This is a genomic window from Lichenicola sp. GTC18331, from assembly GCF_055386855.1.
In genome coordinates this window covers 660,034-676,718 of the sequence record NZ_AP045015.1, presented here as the reverse complement: position 1 = coordinate 676,718, position 16,685 = coordinate 660,034, and the positions used below count along the sequence as shown (strand labels likewise).

15 protein-coding genes are annotated in these 16,685 nt (G+C 69.6%); 11 read left to right on the top strand and 4 right to left on the bottom strand.

All coding sequences use genetic code 11. From position 1 onward, the window contains the following. Positions 1–84: 84 nt before the first annotated feature. Positions 85–1,617 carry an amino acid permease gene (locus ACZ5BM_RS03195; RefSeq protein WP_498909910.1) on the top strand — a complete coding sequence of 511 codons (1,533 nt, stop codon included), beginning with the start codon at positions 85–87 and terminating at the stop codon, positions 1,615–1,617. Positions 1,618–1,761: 144 nt separating this feature from the next. On the opposite strand, the gene ACZ5BM_RS03190 is transcribed toward ACZ5BM_RS03195, so the two are convergent. Continuing rightward, positions 1,762–2,268: a L,D-transpeptidase family protein gene (locus tag ACZ5BM_RS03190; protein WP_498909909.1), complete on the bottom strand. Its 507-nt coding sequence runs from the start codon at positions 2,266–2,268 to the stop codon at positions 1,762–1,764. Between the two features lie 174 nt (positions 2,269–2,442). Between ACZ5BM_RS03190 and ACZ5BM_RS03185 the strand changes: the two genes are divergently transcribed. Next, positions 2,443–3,156, top strand: a complete 714-nt coding sequence (locus ACZ5BM_RS03185; RefSeq protein ID WP_498909908.1) for a response regulator transcription factor — start codon at positions 2,443–2,445, stop codon at positions 3,154–3,156. Positions 3,157–3,446: 290 nt separating this feature from the next. Here ACZ5BM_RS03185 and ACZ5BM_RS03180 read toward each other — a convergent pair whose 3' ends face one another. Beyond that, on the bottom strand, positions 3,447–4,241 hold the full coding sequence (locus ACZ5BM_RS03180) for an exonuclease/endonuclease/phosphatase family protein (protein WP_498909907.1): 795 nt from the start codon (positions 4,239–4,241) through the stop codon (positions 3,447–3,449). 83 nt (positions 4,242–4,324) lie between these two features. Here ACZ5BM_RS03180 and ACZ5BM_RS03175 point away from each other — a divergent pair, with 83 nt between their 5' ends. From ACZ5BM_RS03175 to ACZ5BM_RS03155, 5 genes are all read left to right on the top strand, one after another. Next, positions 4,325–5,386: a dipeptidase gene (locus tag ACZ5BM_RS03175; RefSeq protein ID WP_498909906.1), complete on the top strand. Its 1,062-nt coding sequence runs from the start codon at positions 4,325–4,327 to the stop codon at positions 5,384–5,386. 136 nt (positions 5,387–5,522) lie between these two features. Further along, positions 5,523–6,821, top strand: a complete 1,299-nt coding sequence (locus ACZ5BM_RS03170; protein WP_498909905.1) for a Hint domain-containing protein — start codon at positions 5,523–5,525, stop codon at positions 6,819–6,821. 416 nt (positions 6,822–7,237) lie between these two features. Then, positions 7,238–9,166, top strand: coding sequence for an excinuclease ABC subunit UvrC (uvrC, locus tag ACZ5BM_RS03165; protein WP_498909904.1), 1,929 nt, complete (start codon positions 7,238–7,240; stop codon positions 9,164–9,166). Positions 9,167–9,371: 205 nt separating this feature from the next. Continuing rightward, complete coding sequence (pgsA, locus tag ACZ5BM_RS03160) at positions 9,372–9,953, top strand: CDP-alcohol phosphatidyltransferase family protein (protein ID WP_498909903.1); 582 nt, start codon at positions 9,372–9,374, stop codon at positions 9,951–9,953. Between the two features lie 168 nt (positions 9,954–10,121). Then, positions 10,122–10,694, top strand: coding sequence for a hypothetical protein (locus tag ACZ5BM_RS03155; protein WP_498909902.1), 573 nt, complete (start codon positions 10,122–10,124; stop codon positions 10,692–10,694). A gap of 64 nt (positions 10,695–10,758) precedes the next feature. On the opposite strand, the gene ACZ5BM_RS03150 is transcribed toward ACZ5BM_RS03155, so the two are convergent. Continuing rightward, complete coding sequence (locus ACZ5BM_RS03150; protein WP_498909901.1) at positions 10,759–11,466, bottom strand: MgtC/SapB family protein; 708 nt, start codon at positions 11,464–11,466, stop codon at positions 10,759–10,761. A gap of 182 nt (positions 11,467–11,648) precedes the next feature. On the opposite strand from ACZ5BM_RS03150, the gene ACZ5BM_RS03145 reads away from it, so the two are divergent. After that, entirely contained in the window at positions 11,649–12,125 is a 477-nt protein-coding gene (locus tag ACZ5BM_RS03145; protein WP_498909900.1) for a hypothetical protein, read from the top strand. Positions 12,126–12,165: 40 nt separating this feature from the next. On the opposite strand, the gene ACZ5BM_RS03140 is transcribed toward ACZ5BM_RS03145, so the two are convergent. Then, positions 12,166–13,419, bottom strand: a complete 1,254-nt coding sequence (locus ACZ5BM_RS03140; RefSeq protein WP_498909899.1) for an adenosylmethionine--8-amino-7-oxononanoate transaminase — start codon at positions 13,417–13,419, stop codon at positions 12,166–12,168. 84 nt (positions 13,420–13,503) lie between these two features. On the opposite strand from ACZ5BM_RS03140, the gene ACZ5BM_RS03135 reads away from it, so the two are divergent. The 3 genes from ACZ5BM_RS03135 to bioD are packed head-to-tail and all read left to right on the top strand — an operon-like array spanning position 13,504 to position 16,681. Next, the gene (locus ACZ5BM_RS03135; RefSeq protein WP_498909898.1) at positions 13,504–14,676 is read left to right on the top strand and encodes an aminotransferase class I/II-fold pyridoxal phosphate-dependent enzyme; all 1,173 of its coding nucleotides are present in this window, start codon (positions 13,504–13,506) and stop codon (positions 14,674–14,676) included. Beyond that, positions 14,673–15,311 carry an alpha/beta fold hydrolase gene (locus ACZ5BM_RS03130; RefSeq protein ID WP_498909897.1) on the top strand — a complete coding sequence of 213 codons (639 nt, stop codon included), beginning with the start codon at positions 14,673–14,675 and terminating at the stop codon, positions 15,309–15,311. The genes ACZ5BM_RS03135 and ACZ5BM_RS03130 overlap by 4 nt, the downstream gene beginning before the upstream one ends. Beyond that, a complete protein-coding gene (gene bioD, locus ACZ5BM_RS03125) occupies positions 15,305–16,681 on the top strand; it encodes a dethiobiotin synthase (RefSeq protein WP_498909896.1) in 1,377 nt (458 codons plus the stop codon). Before ACZ5BM_RS03130 ends, bioD begins: the two co-directional genes overlap by 7 nt. Positions 16,682–16,685: the final 4 nt, after the last annotated feature.

The following is a 16,685-nucleotide window of genomic DNA, read 5'->3' as shown; positions in this document are numbered from 1 at the left end:
GCCTTTCTGACCGCCGTCCCGCTGGGCATACGCATCCGGTCACGCGCGGGCCGACCGACGCGACCAGTCCGGAGAACACGCCGCATGCTCCTGCGCAAATCGATCGACGCCCTCCGCGCGGAGCACGACGCGGACGGGCTCCGCCGCGCGCTCGGCCCGGTGTCGCTCGTGCTGCTCGGCATCGGCTGCATCGTCGGTGCCGGCGTCTATGTCATGACCGGGATGGCCGCGGCCCATTTCGCAGGCCCGGCCGTGGTGCTGTCCTTCGTGATCGCCGCGTCCGCCTGCTTCCTGATCGGCCTGTGCTACGCCGAGCTATCCTCCGTCCTGCCCAGCGCCGGCGCGTCCTACACCTACGCCTATGCGTGTCTCGGCGAACGCGCCGCCTTCGTGCTCGGCTGGATGCTGCTGCTCGAATTCGGCCTCGGCAGCGCGCTGCTGGCAGTCGGTTTTTCCGGTTATCTCGCCAGCGTGCTCGCCGATTTCGGCATCCATCTGCCCGCTGCCCTGGTCACGGGCACGCTGCAGATGCGCGACGGCGGCGGCGTGCACCGTCTCGTCCCCACGGCGTCGGTCAACCTCGTCGCCCTGCTCGCACTGGTCTGCGTCGCCGCGGTTCTGATCCGCGGCATTCGCGAATCCGCAGCGGTGAACAGCGTCCTCGTCGCCATCAAGCTCGGCGTGCTGTTCGCCTTCATCGCCTTCGGCTTCACACGCGTCCACCCCGCCAACTGGCACCCGTTCGTGCCGCCGAACGAGGGCGGATTCCGCTTCGGCGTTTCCGGCATCTTCCGCGCCGCCTCCATGGTGTTCTTCGCCTATCTCGGCTTCGAGGCGGTCGCCACCTCCGCTTCCGAAGCCCGCAAGCCGCAGCGCGACGTGCCGGTGGGCATTCTCGGCGCGCTCGCGGCCAGCACGCTGCTGTATGCCGCCGTGGCGCTGGTGATGACCGGGCTGATCTCGTTCCGGGCGCTCGATGTGCCCGACCCGATCGCCGTCGCGGTGCAGTCGCTCGGCACGCCCGGCTTCGCCGTCGTGCTCAAGCTCGGCGCGCTCACCGGCCTCGCTTCCGTGCTGCTGGTCAACACCTACGCGCAGTCGCGCATCGGCATGGCCATGGCCGCGGACGGGCTGCTGCCGCCCGTGCTCGCACGCGTGCATCCCCGTCTCGCCACGCCGGCCTCCGGCACCGCGATCATCGCCACGATCTCCGCCGTCATGGCCTGCTCGCTGCCTCTGTCGCTGCTGTCCGATCTGGTGAGCATCGGCACCGCCGTCGCGTTTCTTCTGGTCGCCTGCTGCGTGATGGCGTTGCGCGGCCGCCGCCCCGATCTGCCGCGCCCGTTCAGCGTGCCGTTCGGCGGCGTCACCCTCGGCGGCATCTGGTTCGGCGTGGTGCCGGTGCTGGCGCTGCTCGCCAGCCTGCTGATGATGGCCCCGGTGCTGATCGATCTCGCCATCAAGGCCCGTCACGGCGACTGGATGCCGCCCGCCATTCTCGCGCTCTACGGCCTCGGCGGCGCCGCCTTGTATCTCGGCTATTCGCGCCGCCATTCCGGCCTGCGCAAGATCCGGGCCCGGGACAAGGAAGTCCGGACCGCAGCCGGATCGCTCTGAAACAGAACCGACGGATCAGCCTCGCTGCCGAGGCCGCAGGCCACGATCGTCCTTCCGGCAGGCCGCTCTCTCCCGCAACCCCGGGCCGCGCGATCTTCCCGTCGCCACGCAGCGGAAACGGCGCGCGACCCGCTGCCCGCCGGTTCAGCCAGGCACCGCGATCGCCGTCAGTCCGGACGCGAGCGCCTCGCGCAGCGCCGGCAGCTCCAGGGCGATGCACCCGGCCGTGGGCGCCCCGTCCGGCGGCGCCACATGCAGAAAGATCGCCGAACCACGCCCCGCTTTCACCGGCGCGTCGTTCCAGCCGAGCTCTCCCACCAGATCGTAGAGCGCATCCTCGCGCCACATCCGCTCGTGCCGGGCCGGGTGGGGCAGGGTGACGAGCCGGTTGTAGTCCGGATGGGCCGGATCGTCGCACCAGCCATCGGTCGGCGCCAGAACCTCGCGCCGCACGGCGCAGGCAGGCGCCGGAACCCGGTCGGCCCGGAAAAACACGCGCCGGAGCGGCAGCAGCCCGGTCGGCGTCGCGCGGTCGCCTTCCTGCTTGTCCGCCCGGATGCCGCCCTCGCCCAGCACGGCGGGCAGGCGCCGGCCGGCCACGACCAGCAGCGCGCGATGGCCGCCGAGCAGCTCGATCACACCCACGCTCATCGCCTTATTTCCCCGTCAGAAAGATTGTCACGGTATGCCCGCATCCATATCACGCTATTGTGCGTTGAGAGACACCATGAGGAACGCGCCGTGGCGCCGCTTCACTGCGTTGTGAGCGCGAAACGGGCGTAGGCCGGCGACCTTCGGGTCGCGGGCCGACAAGGGAGATGGTTGATGGCGGGTGGACGCCCTATTCTGATCGTGGACGACGACCAGGCATTGCGGGATGCGCTCGTCGAGCAGTTGCAGCTCGACGGCGAGTTCCAGGTGTCCGAGGCCGACAGCATCGAGGCGGCGCGCAAGCGCGTCGACGATCCGGCCGAGCGGTTCGACGCCCTGATCCTCGACGTTTCCCTGCCCGACGGCGATGGCCGCGACTTCTGCGCGGAACAACGCCGTCAGGGCCGGCGCATGCCGATCATCATGCTCACCGGCTCCGACGACGAGGCCGACGTGGTGCGCGGCCTCGATGCCGGGGCCAACGATTATGTCGCCAAACCCTTCCGGATCGCCGAACTGCTGGCGCGTCTGCGTGCGCAGATGCGGATCTTCGAGAATAGCGAGGATGCGGTCTTCACCATCGGGCCCTACGTGTTCCGCCCGTCGGCCAAGCTGCTGCAGGAAACGGTACGCAACCGGCGCATCCGTCTCACGGAAAAGGAAGCCGCGATCCTCAAGTTCCTGTATCGCGCCGGCACGCGCCCGGTCGCGCGTCAGGTACTGCTGAACGAGGTCTGGGGCTACAATGCGGCGGTGACGACGCACACGCTGGAAACCCATATCTACCGTCTGCGGCAGAAGATCGAACCCGATCCCACCAATGCCTGCCTGCTGGTGACGGAAGGCGGCGGCTACCGTCTCGACCCCTCCGGCGGCGTGCCGGGCTGATCCGAACAGGCGCCCTCCGGGGCGCCTTTTTCGTTTCGGCCCTGCCGTTTCCCCCCATGTCGGCCTGTCGGGCGAGAGACTCCCGGCGCGCACCCGTGCGATGCGATTGCGGATCAAACCGGCCGGCAGACCCGGACGATGTCCGCATCCGGACTGAACGCGGACCCCTGCAGAGCGACCGCGTTCCGCGTATCCGCACCCGGTCCCGATCCAAAAACCGACCGGCCCCGTCGCCGCCCGCTTGCGTCCGATGCTGCGCCTCGTCCGCCGCCCAGTCGCGCCGCCGGGCGCTACAACGCCAGATCGACCGCCACCGGCACATGGTCCGAGGGCCCCGGCCAGTCCCGCGCTTCCGTGTGGATATGCAGCCCGCGCAGCGACGGCAGCAGATCCGGCGTGACCCAGACATGATCCAGCCGCCGCCCGCGATTGGATGCGCGCCAGTCGCGATTGCGATACGACCACCACGTGTAGAGCTTCTCGGTGGGCGGCACAAAATGGCGCATCGCGTCGGCGAACCCGTTTCCGAGCCAGCGCGTCATCCGCACGATCTCCGGCTCCGTATGGCTCACCACGTCGCGAAGCTGCTTGTGGCTCCAGACGTCGTGCTCCAGCGGCGCGATGTTCAGATCGCCCACCAGGATCGAGCGGGCAGGGGGATTGGCGCCGAAATAATCCGCCGCCTCGTCCACGAAGGCGAGCTTGTGCGCGTATTTCGGGTTCTCGACCGGATCGGGAACGTCGCCCCCGGCCGGCACATAGAAATCGTGCAGCGTCACCGGACCGGACGGCGTGTCCAGCACCGCGGCGATATGCCGGCGGTCGTCCTTCAGGCACCAGTCCGGCGCCGTCTCGTCGCGACGCATCGGCACGCGCGACAGGATCGCCACGCCGTTATAGCCCTTCATCCCCCGGCGCAGATGGAACGGATACCCCAGCGCCGCCGGGGCCGCCTCCGGGAACAGCTCGTCCGGAACCTTGGTCTCCTGCAGGCAGATCACGTCCGGCGACAGCTCCGTCACCACGCGTTCCAGCAAGGGCAGCCGCAGCCGCAGCGAATTGATGTTCCAGGTCACGATCCTCATGCCCCGGGCATCGCCCGAAGCGGCATCGCTGGCAAGAGCACCGCCGCCTTGCCAAACCGGGCCGGACGGCGTTGCGTGCCGCCATGACCGAACGCCCCGACGCCGACGCCCTGCATCACAGCCTGCTGACCCTGGACAGCCATATCGACATCCCCTGGCCGGACGGCGACGACCCGTTCGAGCGCAGCGCCGAACGCCGCGTGGACCTGGTCAAGATGCGCGAGGGCGGGGTCTCCGCCGGCTGCTTCGCCGCCTATATCCCGCAGGGCCCGACCGACGAGGCCGGCCATGCCGAGGCCCGCGACCGCGCCTTCGCCATGCTGCACCGCATCCGCGAGATGGGCGCCGATCGCTACGGCATCACCGCCCGGATCTGCGACGGGGCCGACGTGATCGAGCAGGCCCGTGCGGAAGGGGCGATCGCGGTCGTCCCGGCGATCGAGAACGCCTACGCCTTCGGCACCGATCTTTCGCTCGTCGCCCGATACCGCGCGCTCGGCGTCCGCTACGTCACCCTGACCCATAACGGCCACAACGCCGTCGCCGACAGCGCCATCCCCCGGCGCGACCTCGGCGACGCGGAAACGCGCTGGAACGGACTCAGCCCGTTCGGTCTCGACCTCGTCGGCGAACTCAACCGGCACGGCATGCTGATCGACGTGTCGCACCTGTCGCGCGAGGGCATGCTGCAGGCGGCCGCCCGTTCCGCCACGCCGGTCGTCGCGACCCATTCCTGTGCGCGCGCCCTGTGCGACCACCGGCGCAACCTCGACGACACCCAGCTCGATGCGCTGCGCGAGACGGGCGGCCTCATCCAGATCACCGCCATGCCCGGATTCCTGCGCCCGCGCGGCGTGAAGGAGGACGGCCGCCCGGCCGACGTCGCCGATCTGGTCGACCATATCGACTACGTGGCGAAGCGGATCGGCACCGCCCATGTCGGCATCAGCTCCGATTTCGACGGCGGCGGTGCAATCGCCGGTTGGCGCGACGCGTCCGAAAGCCCGGCCGTGACAGCGGAACTGGTCCGGCGCGGTTACACGCCGGCCGAGATCGCCGCGTTCTGGGGCGCGAATCTGCTGCGTCTGCTCCGCAAGGCCGACGCAACCGCCGATTGTAGCGTCGCACAGCACGGAAAGCGTTAAACAATCGGTAAAAACGTCTCAAAACGAAGAAACTTGTCTCCGTTTTGATTGTGCATCGCGTAAATGGTCCTGCTCGGCGAACACGCCGGGCTTTCGGCTAATCCCGGCCGAGAGAACCCCGTTTCGCGGAGCATCCATGACGTACCAATCGAACTCTCTGTGGGGTAACCAGCCGGCCTGGGGCTGCCCGCCGGTCGTCTACACCTGTTCCGTCACCGAGTATGCCGGTTGGTGCGTGTCCGCAGCCGCCGACAACCTGTACTGGAATACCGGCTCGTTCACGAACAAGGACAACAACATCACCGCCACCGCCGGCAAGCAGGGCGGTCTCGATGTGGTCGGAACCGGCATCTACAAGTCGCTCAGCGGCCATGAATTCGGCTGCTTCAACTTCGACCCGTCCCACGCGATCAAGGTCACGTTCTGCGACGTCTTCGGCTTCGTGAACATCACCTTCACCAGCGTGTGCTGCTTCGCCGCGGGCACGATGATCGAGACCGTTTCCGGCCCACGCGCCGTCGAGACGCTCGTGGAAGGCGACGAGCTCTGGGCGTTCGGCCGCATCGCGCCGGTCACCTGGACCGGAAACCGCACCATCGAGGTGGCTGAAATCGCCGACCGCAGCCTGGTGCTGCCGATCCGCATCCGCGCCGGCGCCCTGTCCGCCGGCCTGCCGGAGCGCGATCTGGTCGTGTCCCCAGATCATGCCATCTGGCTCGACGGCAAGCTGATCCCGGCCCGCCTGCTGGTGAACGGCGTCAGCATCGTCCAGGAAAACCGCACCTCCATCACCTATTATCATGTGGCGCTGGACCGGCACGACATCATCCTCGCCGAGGGTGTGCAGGTTGAGTCGTTCCTCGACGTCGAGGGCCTGGAAGCCCGTCGCGAACTGCGCATCGAAGCCGCCCCGGCGATCGCCGCCTATGAAGAGCAAGGCTTCGCCCCGCTCTGCATCGACGCCGCCGCCGTGAAGCCGGTCTGGGATGTGCTGTCGGTTCGCGCCGGCACCACCTTTGCCGCCAACGACGCCGTGCCGGCCTCCTCGCCCTTCGTGCTGCTGGTCGACGGCCGCATCGTCGAGCCGACCGAGATCGGTTTCGAGAACGGCGTGACCCGCTTCGGCTGCGCGCTGCCGGTCGGCGCCCGTCTGGTGACCATCGCCTCCGCCGCGGCCTCGCCCTGGTCCGTGTCGCCGTGGCTCGATGACCGCCGTGTTCTCGGCGTCGCCGTGTCCAGCATCGAGGCCGATGGCGTTGCCGTCTCGCTCGAGGGCAACGCCCTGGTGCGCGGCTGGCATGGCGTCGAGACCGCCCAGCACAGCTACCGCTGGACCGACGGTGCCGCCTCCCTGGTGCTGTCCGGCACGGCCGGTCGTCTCGAGATCGGCCTCGTCGCCGTCGCCGAAACGCGCCGGATCGCCATCGCGGCCTGATACGACCCGTCACTGGTCTGCAGAAGGGGCGTCCGGCTGGTCCGGGCGCCCTTTTCGCGTTCCGGGCACCCCCATCCGCGAACAAATCGTGACCCACAGCCGCGACGATTCGCGAACCGGCCCTGCGTTTTGTCCACCAGCCGGCATTGACACGTAGTCATTACAACGATGTGGCCGAATATGTTGGTCGCGTGACAGTGCTCCCGACGCACAGTGCTGCAAAAACAATGACTTGCAGCGTCTGCCTGAAATTTAAGCAATCCGATCCGCAGCCAGGAAAGACGCGCTTCAAGGTCGGTTCACGGGGGTCATTCCACAGACTTATCCCCAGGGTCGGTGGAGAACCTATTCCGCCCGAAGCACCACCTGCGCGATTGCCGCTCCACAAGGCGGGGGCGGCACACTAGATGGGGCGAATGGATCTTCTGCCGCCCAATACGAACGCCGACGACAAGCCCGACACAGGCACCGCCATCGGCGTCGGCGTGATCGAGACGGCCCTGCTCACCATGCCGCTGTCGCCCGGCGTCTACCGCATGCTCGATCGCAAGGGCGACGCGCTCTATGTCGGCAAGGCGCGCGCGCTGAAGAAGCGCGTCTACTCCTACACCCAGATCGGACGGCTGCCGGAACGCCTCAGACGCATGGTGAGCGAAACCGCCGCCATGGAGATCGTCACCACCCATACCGAGGCCGAGGCGCTTCTGCTCGAAGCCAACCTCATCAAGCGCCTCAAGCCGCGCTTCAACATCCTGCTGCGCGACGACAAGACCTATCCCTGGCTGATGATGACCGACGGCCACGCCTTTCCGCAGATCACCAAGCATCGCGGCAAGCCGGGCAAGGGCGCCTCCTACTGGGGGCCGTTCGCCTCCGCCTGGGCGGTGAACCAGACCGTCACGGCAATGCAGCGCGTGTTCCTGCTGCGCTCCTGTTCCGACAGCGTGTTCTCCAACCGCACGCGGCCCTGCCTGCTGCACCAGATCAAGCGCTGCTCGGCCCCCTGCGTCGATCGCATCGACAAGGAAGGATACGACACGCTGGTCGCCCAGGCGCGCGCCTTCCTGTCCGGCAAGGCCGGCTCAGTGCAGGCCGCGCTGGCCAAGGAGATGGAGGAAGCCTCCGCCGAGATGGAGTTCGAGCGCGCCGCCGCCCTGCGCGACCGCATCCGCGGCCTTACCCATGTCCAGGGCACCGGCATCATCAACCCGGCCAGCATCGAGGATGCCGACATCGTCGCAATCCACCTCGCCGCCGGCCAGGCCTGCCTTCAGGTGTTCTTCATCCGCGGCGGCCGCAACAACGGCAACCGCGCCTTCTTTCCGGCCAACGTGAAGGGGGAGGGCGAAAGCGAGATCCTGTCCTCCTTCATCGCCCAGTTCTACGACGACAAGCCGCCGCCGCCTCTGGTGCTCAGCAACGTCCCGGTGGACGAGCCGGAACTGGTCGCCGAAGCCCTCACCCTCAAGGCCGGACGCAAGGTCGAACTCGCCGTGCCGCAGCGCGGCGAGAAGCGCGCCGTGGTCGAACACGCCGCCACCAACGCCCGCGAGGCGCTGGAACGCAAGCTGGCCGAGGGCGCCGGACAGGCTAGGCTGCTGGAAGGCGTCGCCACGCTGTTCAACCTGCCGGCCCCGCCGGAGCGGATCGAGACCTACGACAACAGCCACATCATGGGCAGCAACGCCTATGGCGTCATGGTGGTCGCAGGCCCCGAAGGCTTCAACAAACAGGCCTACCGCAAATACAGCATCCGCGGCCCGATCACCCCGGGCGATGATTTCGCCATGATGCGCGAGGTGCTGGAACGCCGCTTCGGACGCGCGCTGCGCGAACAGGCGGCGCGCGAAAGCGAGTCCGGCGAACCGGCCGCCCGTCCGGACTGGCCCGATATCCTGCTGATCGACGGCGGCGCCGGCCAGTTCTCCGCCGTGCGCCAGGTGCTGGACGATCTGGGCGTCACCGACGTGAAGCTGGTGGCGATCGCCAAGGGCCCCGATCGCGATGCCGGGCGCGAATGGTTCCACACCGGCGACGCGCCGCCGTTCCAGCTCCCGCCGCGCGATCCGGTGCTCTACTACCTGCAACGGCTGCGTGACGAGGCCCACCGCTTCGCCATCACCACCCATCGCGCCGGCCGCTCCAAGGCGATCGTCAAAAGCGAACTGGACGACATCCCGGGCATCGGCCCACTGCGCAAGCGCGCGCTGCTGAACCATTTCGGCTCCGCGCGCGGCGTCAAACAGGCCGGGCTGGTGGATCTGGAAAACGCCCCCGGCATCAGCCGCGAAACCGCCCGCGCCATCTACGGCCACTTCCACGCCGGCTGGCAAAGCAAGACCTAGCGGCGTTCTGAGGCGGGCAGGGGGCCAGACCTCTCCGCCCGCTCGCCCCGGGCCCCGAACCGCCCTGCGCCGCCCCGCCGCATTCCGCGACCGGGGAGCGCCGTCGCGTCCCGCGACCGGGGAGCCATGTCAGGACGGCAGGTTACGGCGGTCCTCCGGCTGGGCTAGGATGCAAGCCGGAACACTGCTCGATCGACCGCGAACCATGCTGACAGACCTGCCGAACGTGCTGACCCTGTCGCGGATCGCCGCCATTCCGCTGCTGGTGGCGCTGGTGGCGATCCGGGCGCCGTGGTCGGATGCCGCCGCCTGCCTCCTGTTCATCGCCGCCGGCATCACCGACTGGCTCGACGGACGCATCGCCCGCTCGCGCCACCAATTCTCCGAACTCGGACGCATGCTCGACCCGATCGCGGACAAGCTGCTGGTCGGCGCCTCGCTGATGGTGCTGGCCGGATTCGGACGCCTGCCGCTCTGGTCGCTCTACCCGGCGATCGTCATCCTGCTGCGCGAGATCCTGGTCAGCGGCCTGCGCGAACATCTGGCCGGCCGTCGCGTCAGCCTGCCCGTCACCCGCCTCGCCAAATGGAAGACCGGATTCCAGATGGGCGCGCTCGGCGTGCTGCTGGCCGGCGACACCACGGCCCGTCTGCTCGGGCTCGACTGGCTGCCGGTGGGATTGATCGGCGCGTTGATGCTCTGGCTGGCCGCCCTGCTCACACTGGTCACGGGCTGGGACTATCTGGTCACCGGCCTGCGTCACGTGAACGAGCCGTCCTCCTCCTGACGCCGGCCGCGATCCGAATCGGCCCCGGCCGGTTCGGTTTGTGACTGTTTCGCACCAGCGGAAGCCCCGAACGCGCGCGCGAGGCGGGCCCGGAAGCGCCCGCTCTTGAGGAAACCGTCCGGTTAGACGACATTCCGCAACGCGGCGGTGGGCCGCAGGAGGATGAAGATGCGGCCCTCGGCTCGTTTTGTGACCATTCTGCCGAGACCCGTGGCGGTGTTCGCACTGCCCGCCATGCTGGCACTGAGCGGCTGTTCCGGGCTGGGCCATTTCCTGGGCGATACCGAAGATCCGCCGGGCTACAACCCGAACGGCGTCCTCGGCTCGAGCGAGAACCTGCAGCGCGCACGCGGCAAGACCCCCACCACGCAGGCGATGCTGCCGCAGGCGGGCAATGTCTGGCCCGGTCCGCCGCAGCCGCTGCCCACGTTGAGCGACGTGTCGCACGGCGTCGCCGGCACCAATGCGCTGGCCGGAGGCACACTGCCGCGCGGCGGCAGCATGAGCATGGGCGAACAGAACGCCATCCGGGGCGGCGCCCCGCTCGATGACGGGTTCGCGTCCGGCGGCGGTAGCCTGGCCGCGCCGATCGTCGATCCGGCCCACCAGTTCGACAAGACCCACCACGACGGCCCCGATGCGCCCTCCAGCGGCAACATCGTGATCCCCAATGGCGACGGCACCAGCACGGTGATCAGCCCGGACGGCAGCGTGAAGACCGTCAAGGGCACGCCGAAATAGGCTCAACGACCGAACCGACCGAACCGGCGCCGCCGCGAGCCAGCCTCGCGGCGGCGTTTTCGCGTCAGGAGGTCGTTTCCAGCGTCCAGGTCGAGGACAGAACCAGCGCGGACTCCTCCAACTCCGCCACGGCGGCGTCCAGCTCGTCCGATTCCGCCGTGCTCGGCACCAGGATCGCCGCCAGCTCCACCTGCTCGTCGCTGTCCGACAGCGTTTCCACCGAGCGCACCGGGTAGGACGCCCGCTCCAGCACGCTGTCCAGCAGATCGCGCACGTCCGAAACGTCGCGAGGCCGGCAGATCACATGCACCATGTACTGCGCCTCGGTGTTCTCCGGCTCGATCGGACGACGGTTCACCCAGTTCACCAGCGGGCGCAGCAACGTGTTGCCGGCCAGGATGAACAGGCCCAGCGTGCAGGCCTCCGCCGGCAGATGGCTGCCTGCCAGCGTCCCCACCGCCGCCGAACACCAGAGCGTCGCCGCGGTGTTCAGGCCACGGATCTGGGTGCCGTCCTTCAGGATCACGCCCGCGCCCAGGAAGCCGATCCCCGACACCACATAGGCGATGATCCGCGTGGCGCCCTCCGGCCCCAGCAGGCGCGCGCCGAGATCGCAGAATGCGGCAGCGCCCACCGCCACCAGAACATTGGTCCTCAGGCCCGCGCTGCGCTGTCGCCATTGCCGCTCGAACCCGATCGCGGTGCCGAGCACGAAGGCGGTCAGATACCCGCCCACGGTGCGGGCGTAGGGGCTGTTGAGCAGGTCGTTCATGGGTGATCCGCCATGGAATCGAGGCCGGGCGCGGCAGCGATAGCGACCGTTTCAAAACGCGTCTACCGCCGCACGATCCGATTGCGGAATGTTCATTCTTCTGCATTGCGGATGAGAACCATTCTCATATAGGCTCCGCGTAGTGCCGCTCCTCCCGAGCGACGGAGACAGGAGTTCCTCCCATGTCCATCACGCCGCGCACCGAACTCGAGCTGACCGATCTTCCCCGCATGGACCAGTCGCTGCTCTGGGCGATCCGCACCTGGGTGCTGGGCCGCCGCCTCGGCGAGGACATGGGCGCCAAGATCGAATCCGTGTTCCGCCATATCGGCGTGGCCGACGCCTCGCATCCGCTGGAAGGCTTCCTCTGGGTGCTCAGCCAGGGCCTCACACGCAGCCTGCAGGTGAACTGCACCTGCCAGACCGCCGTGTCGCCGGACGAGACGCAGCTTCTCGCCCTGTTCGACCTGCTCGGCGAGGACAAGGCAGACGAGGCGGAAGCCGTGCTGCGCGACATGGCCAACGAGCGCGCCACCCTGCTGGCTCTCGACTGCGCGCTGCGCGTGGTGCTGCAGTTCCGCGCCGGCGGCTACGGCTTCGCCCCGATCGACACCGCCGGCAAGGTCGTCTCCCTGGCCCATGCCCGCATGGTGCACTGACGCAGAGCCCCCTGGAGGCGGGGGCCGTTTCCCCGCCGGCTCAGCCCGCGTCGCGCAGAACCCGGCGGATCGCCCCGGTCAGCACCGACAGCTCCGACTCCGCGATGGTGAAGCACGGCGTCAGATACACGATGTCGCGGAACGGCCTGATCCAGACCCCTTCCGCCGCCAGCGCCTGCTTCAACGGCGTCAGCGCGGGAAACCGGTCCAGCTGCACCACCCCGATCGCACCGCGCACGCGCACGTCGCGCACGCCGGGCAGGGCGCGGCACGGCTCCAGCTCCGCCCGGAGCTGCGCCTCGATCGCCGCCACCTGCGCCAGACGGTCCTCGCGCTCGAACAGATCGAGCGAGGCGTTGGCGGCGGCGCAGGCGAGGGGATTGCCCATGAAGGTCGGCCCGTGCATCAGCGCCCGCATCGGATCGTCGCCCAGGAACGCCTCGAACACCGCCTCCCGTGCCACGGCGGCCGACAGCGCCATCGTGCCGCCGGTCAGCGCCTTCGACAGCGTCACGATGTCCGGCACGATCCCCGCCGCCTCGCACGCGAACATCGTGCCGGTGCGGCCGAACCCGGTGAAGATCTCGTCCAGGATCAGCAGGACGCCGTGCTTGTCGGCCAGACGACGCAAGGTGCGCAGCACCTCCGCGTCATGGAACACCATGCCGCCCGCACCCTGCACCAGAGGCTCGGCCAGGATCGCCGCCACCTCGTGGCCGCGCGCCGCCAGCAGCCCGTCCAGCGCCGCCTCGCTCGCCGCGTCGCGCGGCAGATCGACGATATGGTGCTGCGGCAGGACCCCGGAAAACAGGCTGTGCATGCCCTCGTCCGGGTCGCACACCGCCATGGTCGCCAGCGTGTCGCCATGATAGCCGCCGCGAAACGCGATCAGCTTGCTCCGTCCGCGCACCCCGCGATTGAGCCAGTACTGCACCGCCATCTTGATGGCGACCTCGACCGATACCGATCCGCTCTCGGCAAAGAACACCCGCCCCAGATCACCCGGCAGCAGCGCAGCCAGACGCTCGGCGAGTTTGAGCGCCGGCTCGTGCACCAGCCCGCCCAGCATCACATGCGGCATCCGCGCAAGCTGCGCCGACACCGCGTCGCAAATATGCGGATGGTTGTAGCCATGGCAGGCGGTCCACCAGCTCGCGATGCCGTCGATCAGCACCCGCCCGTCCGCCAGCCCGATCCGCGCCCCCTCGGTCCAGCGCGCGACCAGAGGGTCGGGCGCGGTCCGCATCTGCGCATAGGGAAGCCAGAGACGGCCGGCGGCTGGAGAAACGCTCATGCCCCGGGTGATGCACCCGCGCGGCGCCCTGGGTCGAGCCCCCGCCGATTGACCGCAGGGGCGGCGCTTTGGCATGCCTCCCGCATGTCGCGGTTCGACCCACTCTTCTCCGAGCGCCTTGCAGAGCTGTCGAAGCGCGGCATGCGCCGTCATGTCGTCCCGGTCACGCCCGCCCCCGGCACCGTGCTGCGCGACGGCCAGAAGCTGATCAACGCCTCCGGCAACGATTATCTCGGCCTGGCGCACCGTACCGAACTGGCCGAGCGCGCCGCGGACTGGGCCGCACGCTACGGCGCCGGCGCCGGCGCCTCCCGACTCGTCACCGGCACCTTCGACCTGCACCGTCAGGTCGAAACGAAGATTGCCCGCTTCAAAAACACCGAGGCCGCCCTGCTGTTCGCCTCCGGCTGGCAGCTCAACGCCGCCGTGCTGCCCGTGCTGCTCGCCGCCTGCGCTCCGGCCAAACCGGTGCTGTTCGCCGACCGGCTCATCCATGCCAGCCTGCATCACGGTATCCAGGCCAGTGGCCTGCGCCAGAACCGCTTCCGTCACAACGATCTCAATCATCTCGAGCAGCTTCTCGACCGCACCGACGCCGAGCCGGGCCCGCGCTTCATCGTCACCGAAAGCGTGTTCAGCATGGATGGCGACCGCGCCGACCTGCCGCGCCTGCGCCGCATCGCCGACCGGCACGACGCCTTTCTTTATGTCGACGAAGCCCACGCCACCGGCGTGCTTGGCCCCAACGGCGCCGGGCTGGCCGGGGAGGCGGGCGGCGTCGATCTCGCCATGGGCACGCTCAGCAAGGCGTTCGGCGGCTTCGGCGCCTATGTCGCCGGTTCGCGCGTCCTGTGCGACTGGCTGCTGAACGCCTGTTCCGGCTTCGTGCATACCACCGCGCTGCCGCCGCCGGTTCTCGGCGCGATCGACGCGGCACTCGACCTGATGCCGAGCCTGGACGCCGACCGCGCGCGCCTTCAGTCCAACGCCGCCACCCTGCGCACGCGCCTCGCCGATGCCGGGATCGACACCGGAGCCTCCTCCACCCAGATCGTGCCGATGCTGATCGGCGGCGCCGAAGACTCGCTCCGCGTCGCCGACGCCCTGCGCGCGCAGGGCGTGCTCGGCATCGCCATCCGCCCGCCCACCGTGCCGCCCAACGGCAGCCGCATCCGCCTGGCCCTCAGCGCCGCGCATACGGATGCGCAATGCGACCAAATCGCCCACGCGGCCATCGCCGCGATGTCGTGCCGATGAACGCGCCGCTTCTGCTGGTGCATGGCTGGGGCTTCGATGCCGCCATCTGGGACGCACTCGCCGCCCTGCTGCCGGACCGCCCGATCCTCCGCGCCGAGGCCGGCTATCTCGGCGCAGAACCATGCTGGCCAGAGGTGCCCGCCGGCACGATCGCCGTCGGCCATTCCGCCGGCGTTCTGGCCCTGCTCGAACGCTGGCCGGATTCTTGCGCCGGTCTGGTTTCCATCGCCGGCTTTCCGCGCTTCGCCGCCGCGCCCGATCTGCCCGGCGTGCCCGATCGCATCCTCGCCCGCATGGCGCGCGACCTCGACGCCGCGCCCGGCCCGACCCTGGACGCCTTCCGACGGCGCTGCAGCGCCGAACCCGCCACGGACAAGCCGGCCCCGTCGCGTCTCGCCGCCGGTCTCGACGCGCTGCGCAACCGAGACCTCCGCGCCACCGCCGCCCGTCTTTTCGCCGACGGCACGCTCCCCCTCCTGGCCCTCGCCGCCGAAGACGACCCCATCGCCACCCCGGCCCACACGCGCGCCCTCTTCCCGGCCGCCACGCTGCGCTGGACAGAAACCGGCGGCCACCTCCTGCCCATCACCCGGCCAGACTGGTGCGCCGAGATGATCGCGCGATTCCCATGCTGAACCCCGCCGACGCGATCGCCCGCCGTTTCGGCAACGCCGCTGCCGGCTACGAGCGCGACGCCGTGCTGCAACGTCTCGTCGCCGCCGAACTCGCCGCCCGCATCCGGCGCGACCACCCGACCCCGCCCGCCCGTATCCTCGAGATCGGCTGCGGCACCGGCCTGCTGACGCGCGCCCTGCGCGACGCCTTCCCGGACGCGCTGATCGTCGCCACCGATCTCGCCCCGTCCATGCTCGACTCCTGCCGTCGCGCCATGCCGGACGATCCGAACCTCGTGCTCGCCGCCACCGACGGGCAGCACCCTTCCGTCGCCCCCGGCTTCGACCTGGTCTGCTCCTCGCTCGCCCTGCAATGGTTCGCAGACCCGGCCGTCGCCTGCGCCCGTCTCGCCGCGCTGCTGCGTCCCGGCGGCACGCTCTATCTCGCCACGCTCTTGCGCGGCAGCCTCGGCCGATGGACCGCCGCACACCACGCCGAAGCGGTCGAACCCCGCTCGCCCGTGTTCCACGACGACGCCGCACTCGGCCCGCTGCTCGCCTGGGACGCGCAGACCGTCGCGATCCCCTGCGGCTCCGGTCTCGCCTTCCTGCGCGGCCTACGCGGCATCGGCGCCGATCTCGGCCGCACCGACCGCCGCCCGCTCGGCGCGGGGACGCTGCGACGCGTTCTCCGACGCTTCGAACACGACGGCGCCGTGGCCGATTACCGCGTCGGCTACGGACGCCACCGCCGCCCACTGCGACGCGGCGTGTTCGTCACCGGCACCGATACCGAGATCGGCAAGACCTTCGTGTCCGCCTGCCTCGTCCGCGCCTGGAACGCCGAATACTGGAAGCCGATGCAGACCGGGCTCGACTCAGACCCCGGCGACACTGCCACGGTGCAGGCGCTCAGCCTGTGCGCCGCCGAGCGGACCCATCCGCCCGCGCTCGCCCTGCGCGCGCCGCTCTCGCCGGAAGACGCCGCGGCGCGGGAAGGCATCCGTTTCGACCCGGACACGCTTTCGCTCCCGCACGGAGACGGCGTGCTGGTGGTCGAAGGCGCGGGCGGCGTGCTGGTCCCGCTCGACGGATACACCCTCACCGCCGCCCTGATCGCCCGGCTGTCCCTGCCCGTGGTGCTGGTCGCCCGCTCCACGCTCGGCACCATCAATCACACGCTGCTCAGCCTCCAGGCCCTGCGCGCGCGCGGCATCCCCGTGCTCGGCGTGATCCTGAACGGCCCGCCTTCAGCCGGAAACCGCGCCGCCATCGAGCGGCACGGAAAGGTGCGCGTCCTGGCCGAGCTGCCCTGGATGGACGATCCCGGCCCGGACGCGGTCGCACGCTGCGCCGGGCTGATCCCCGGCGCAGACATCCTGCCGGACTGAGCCG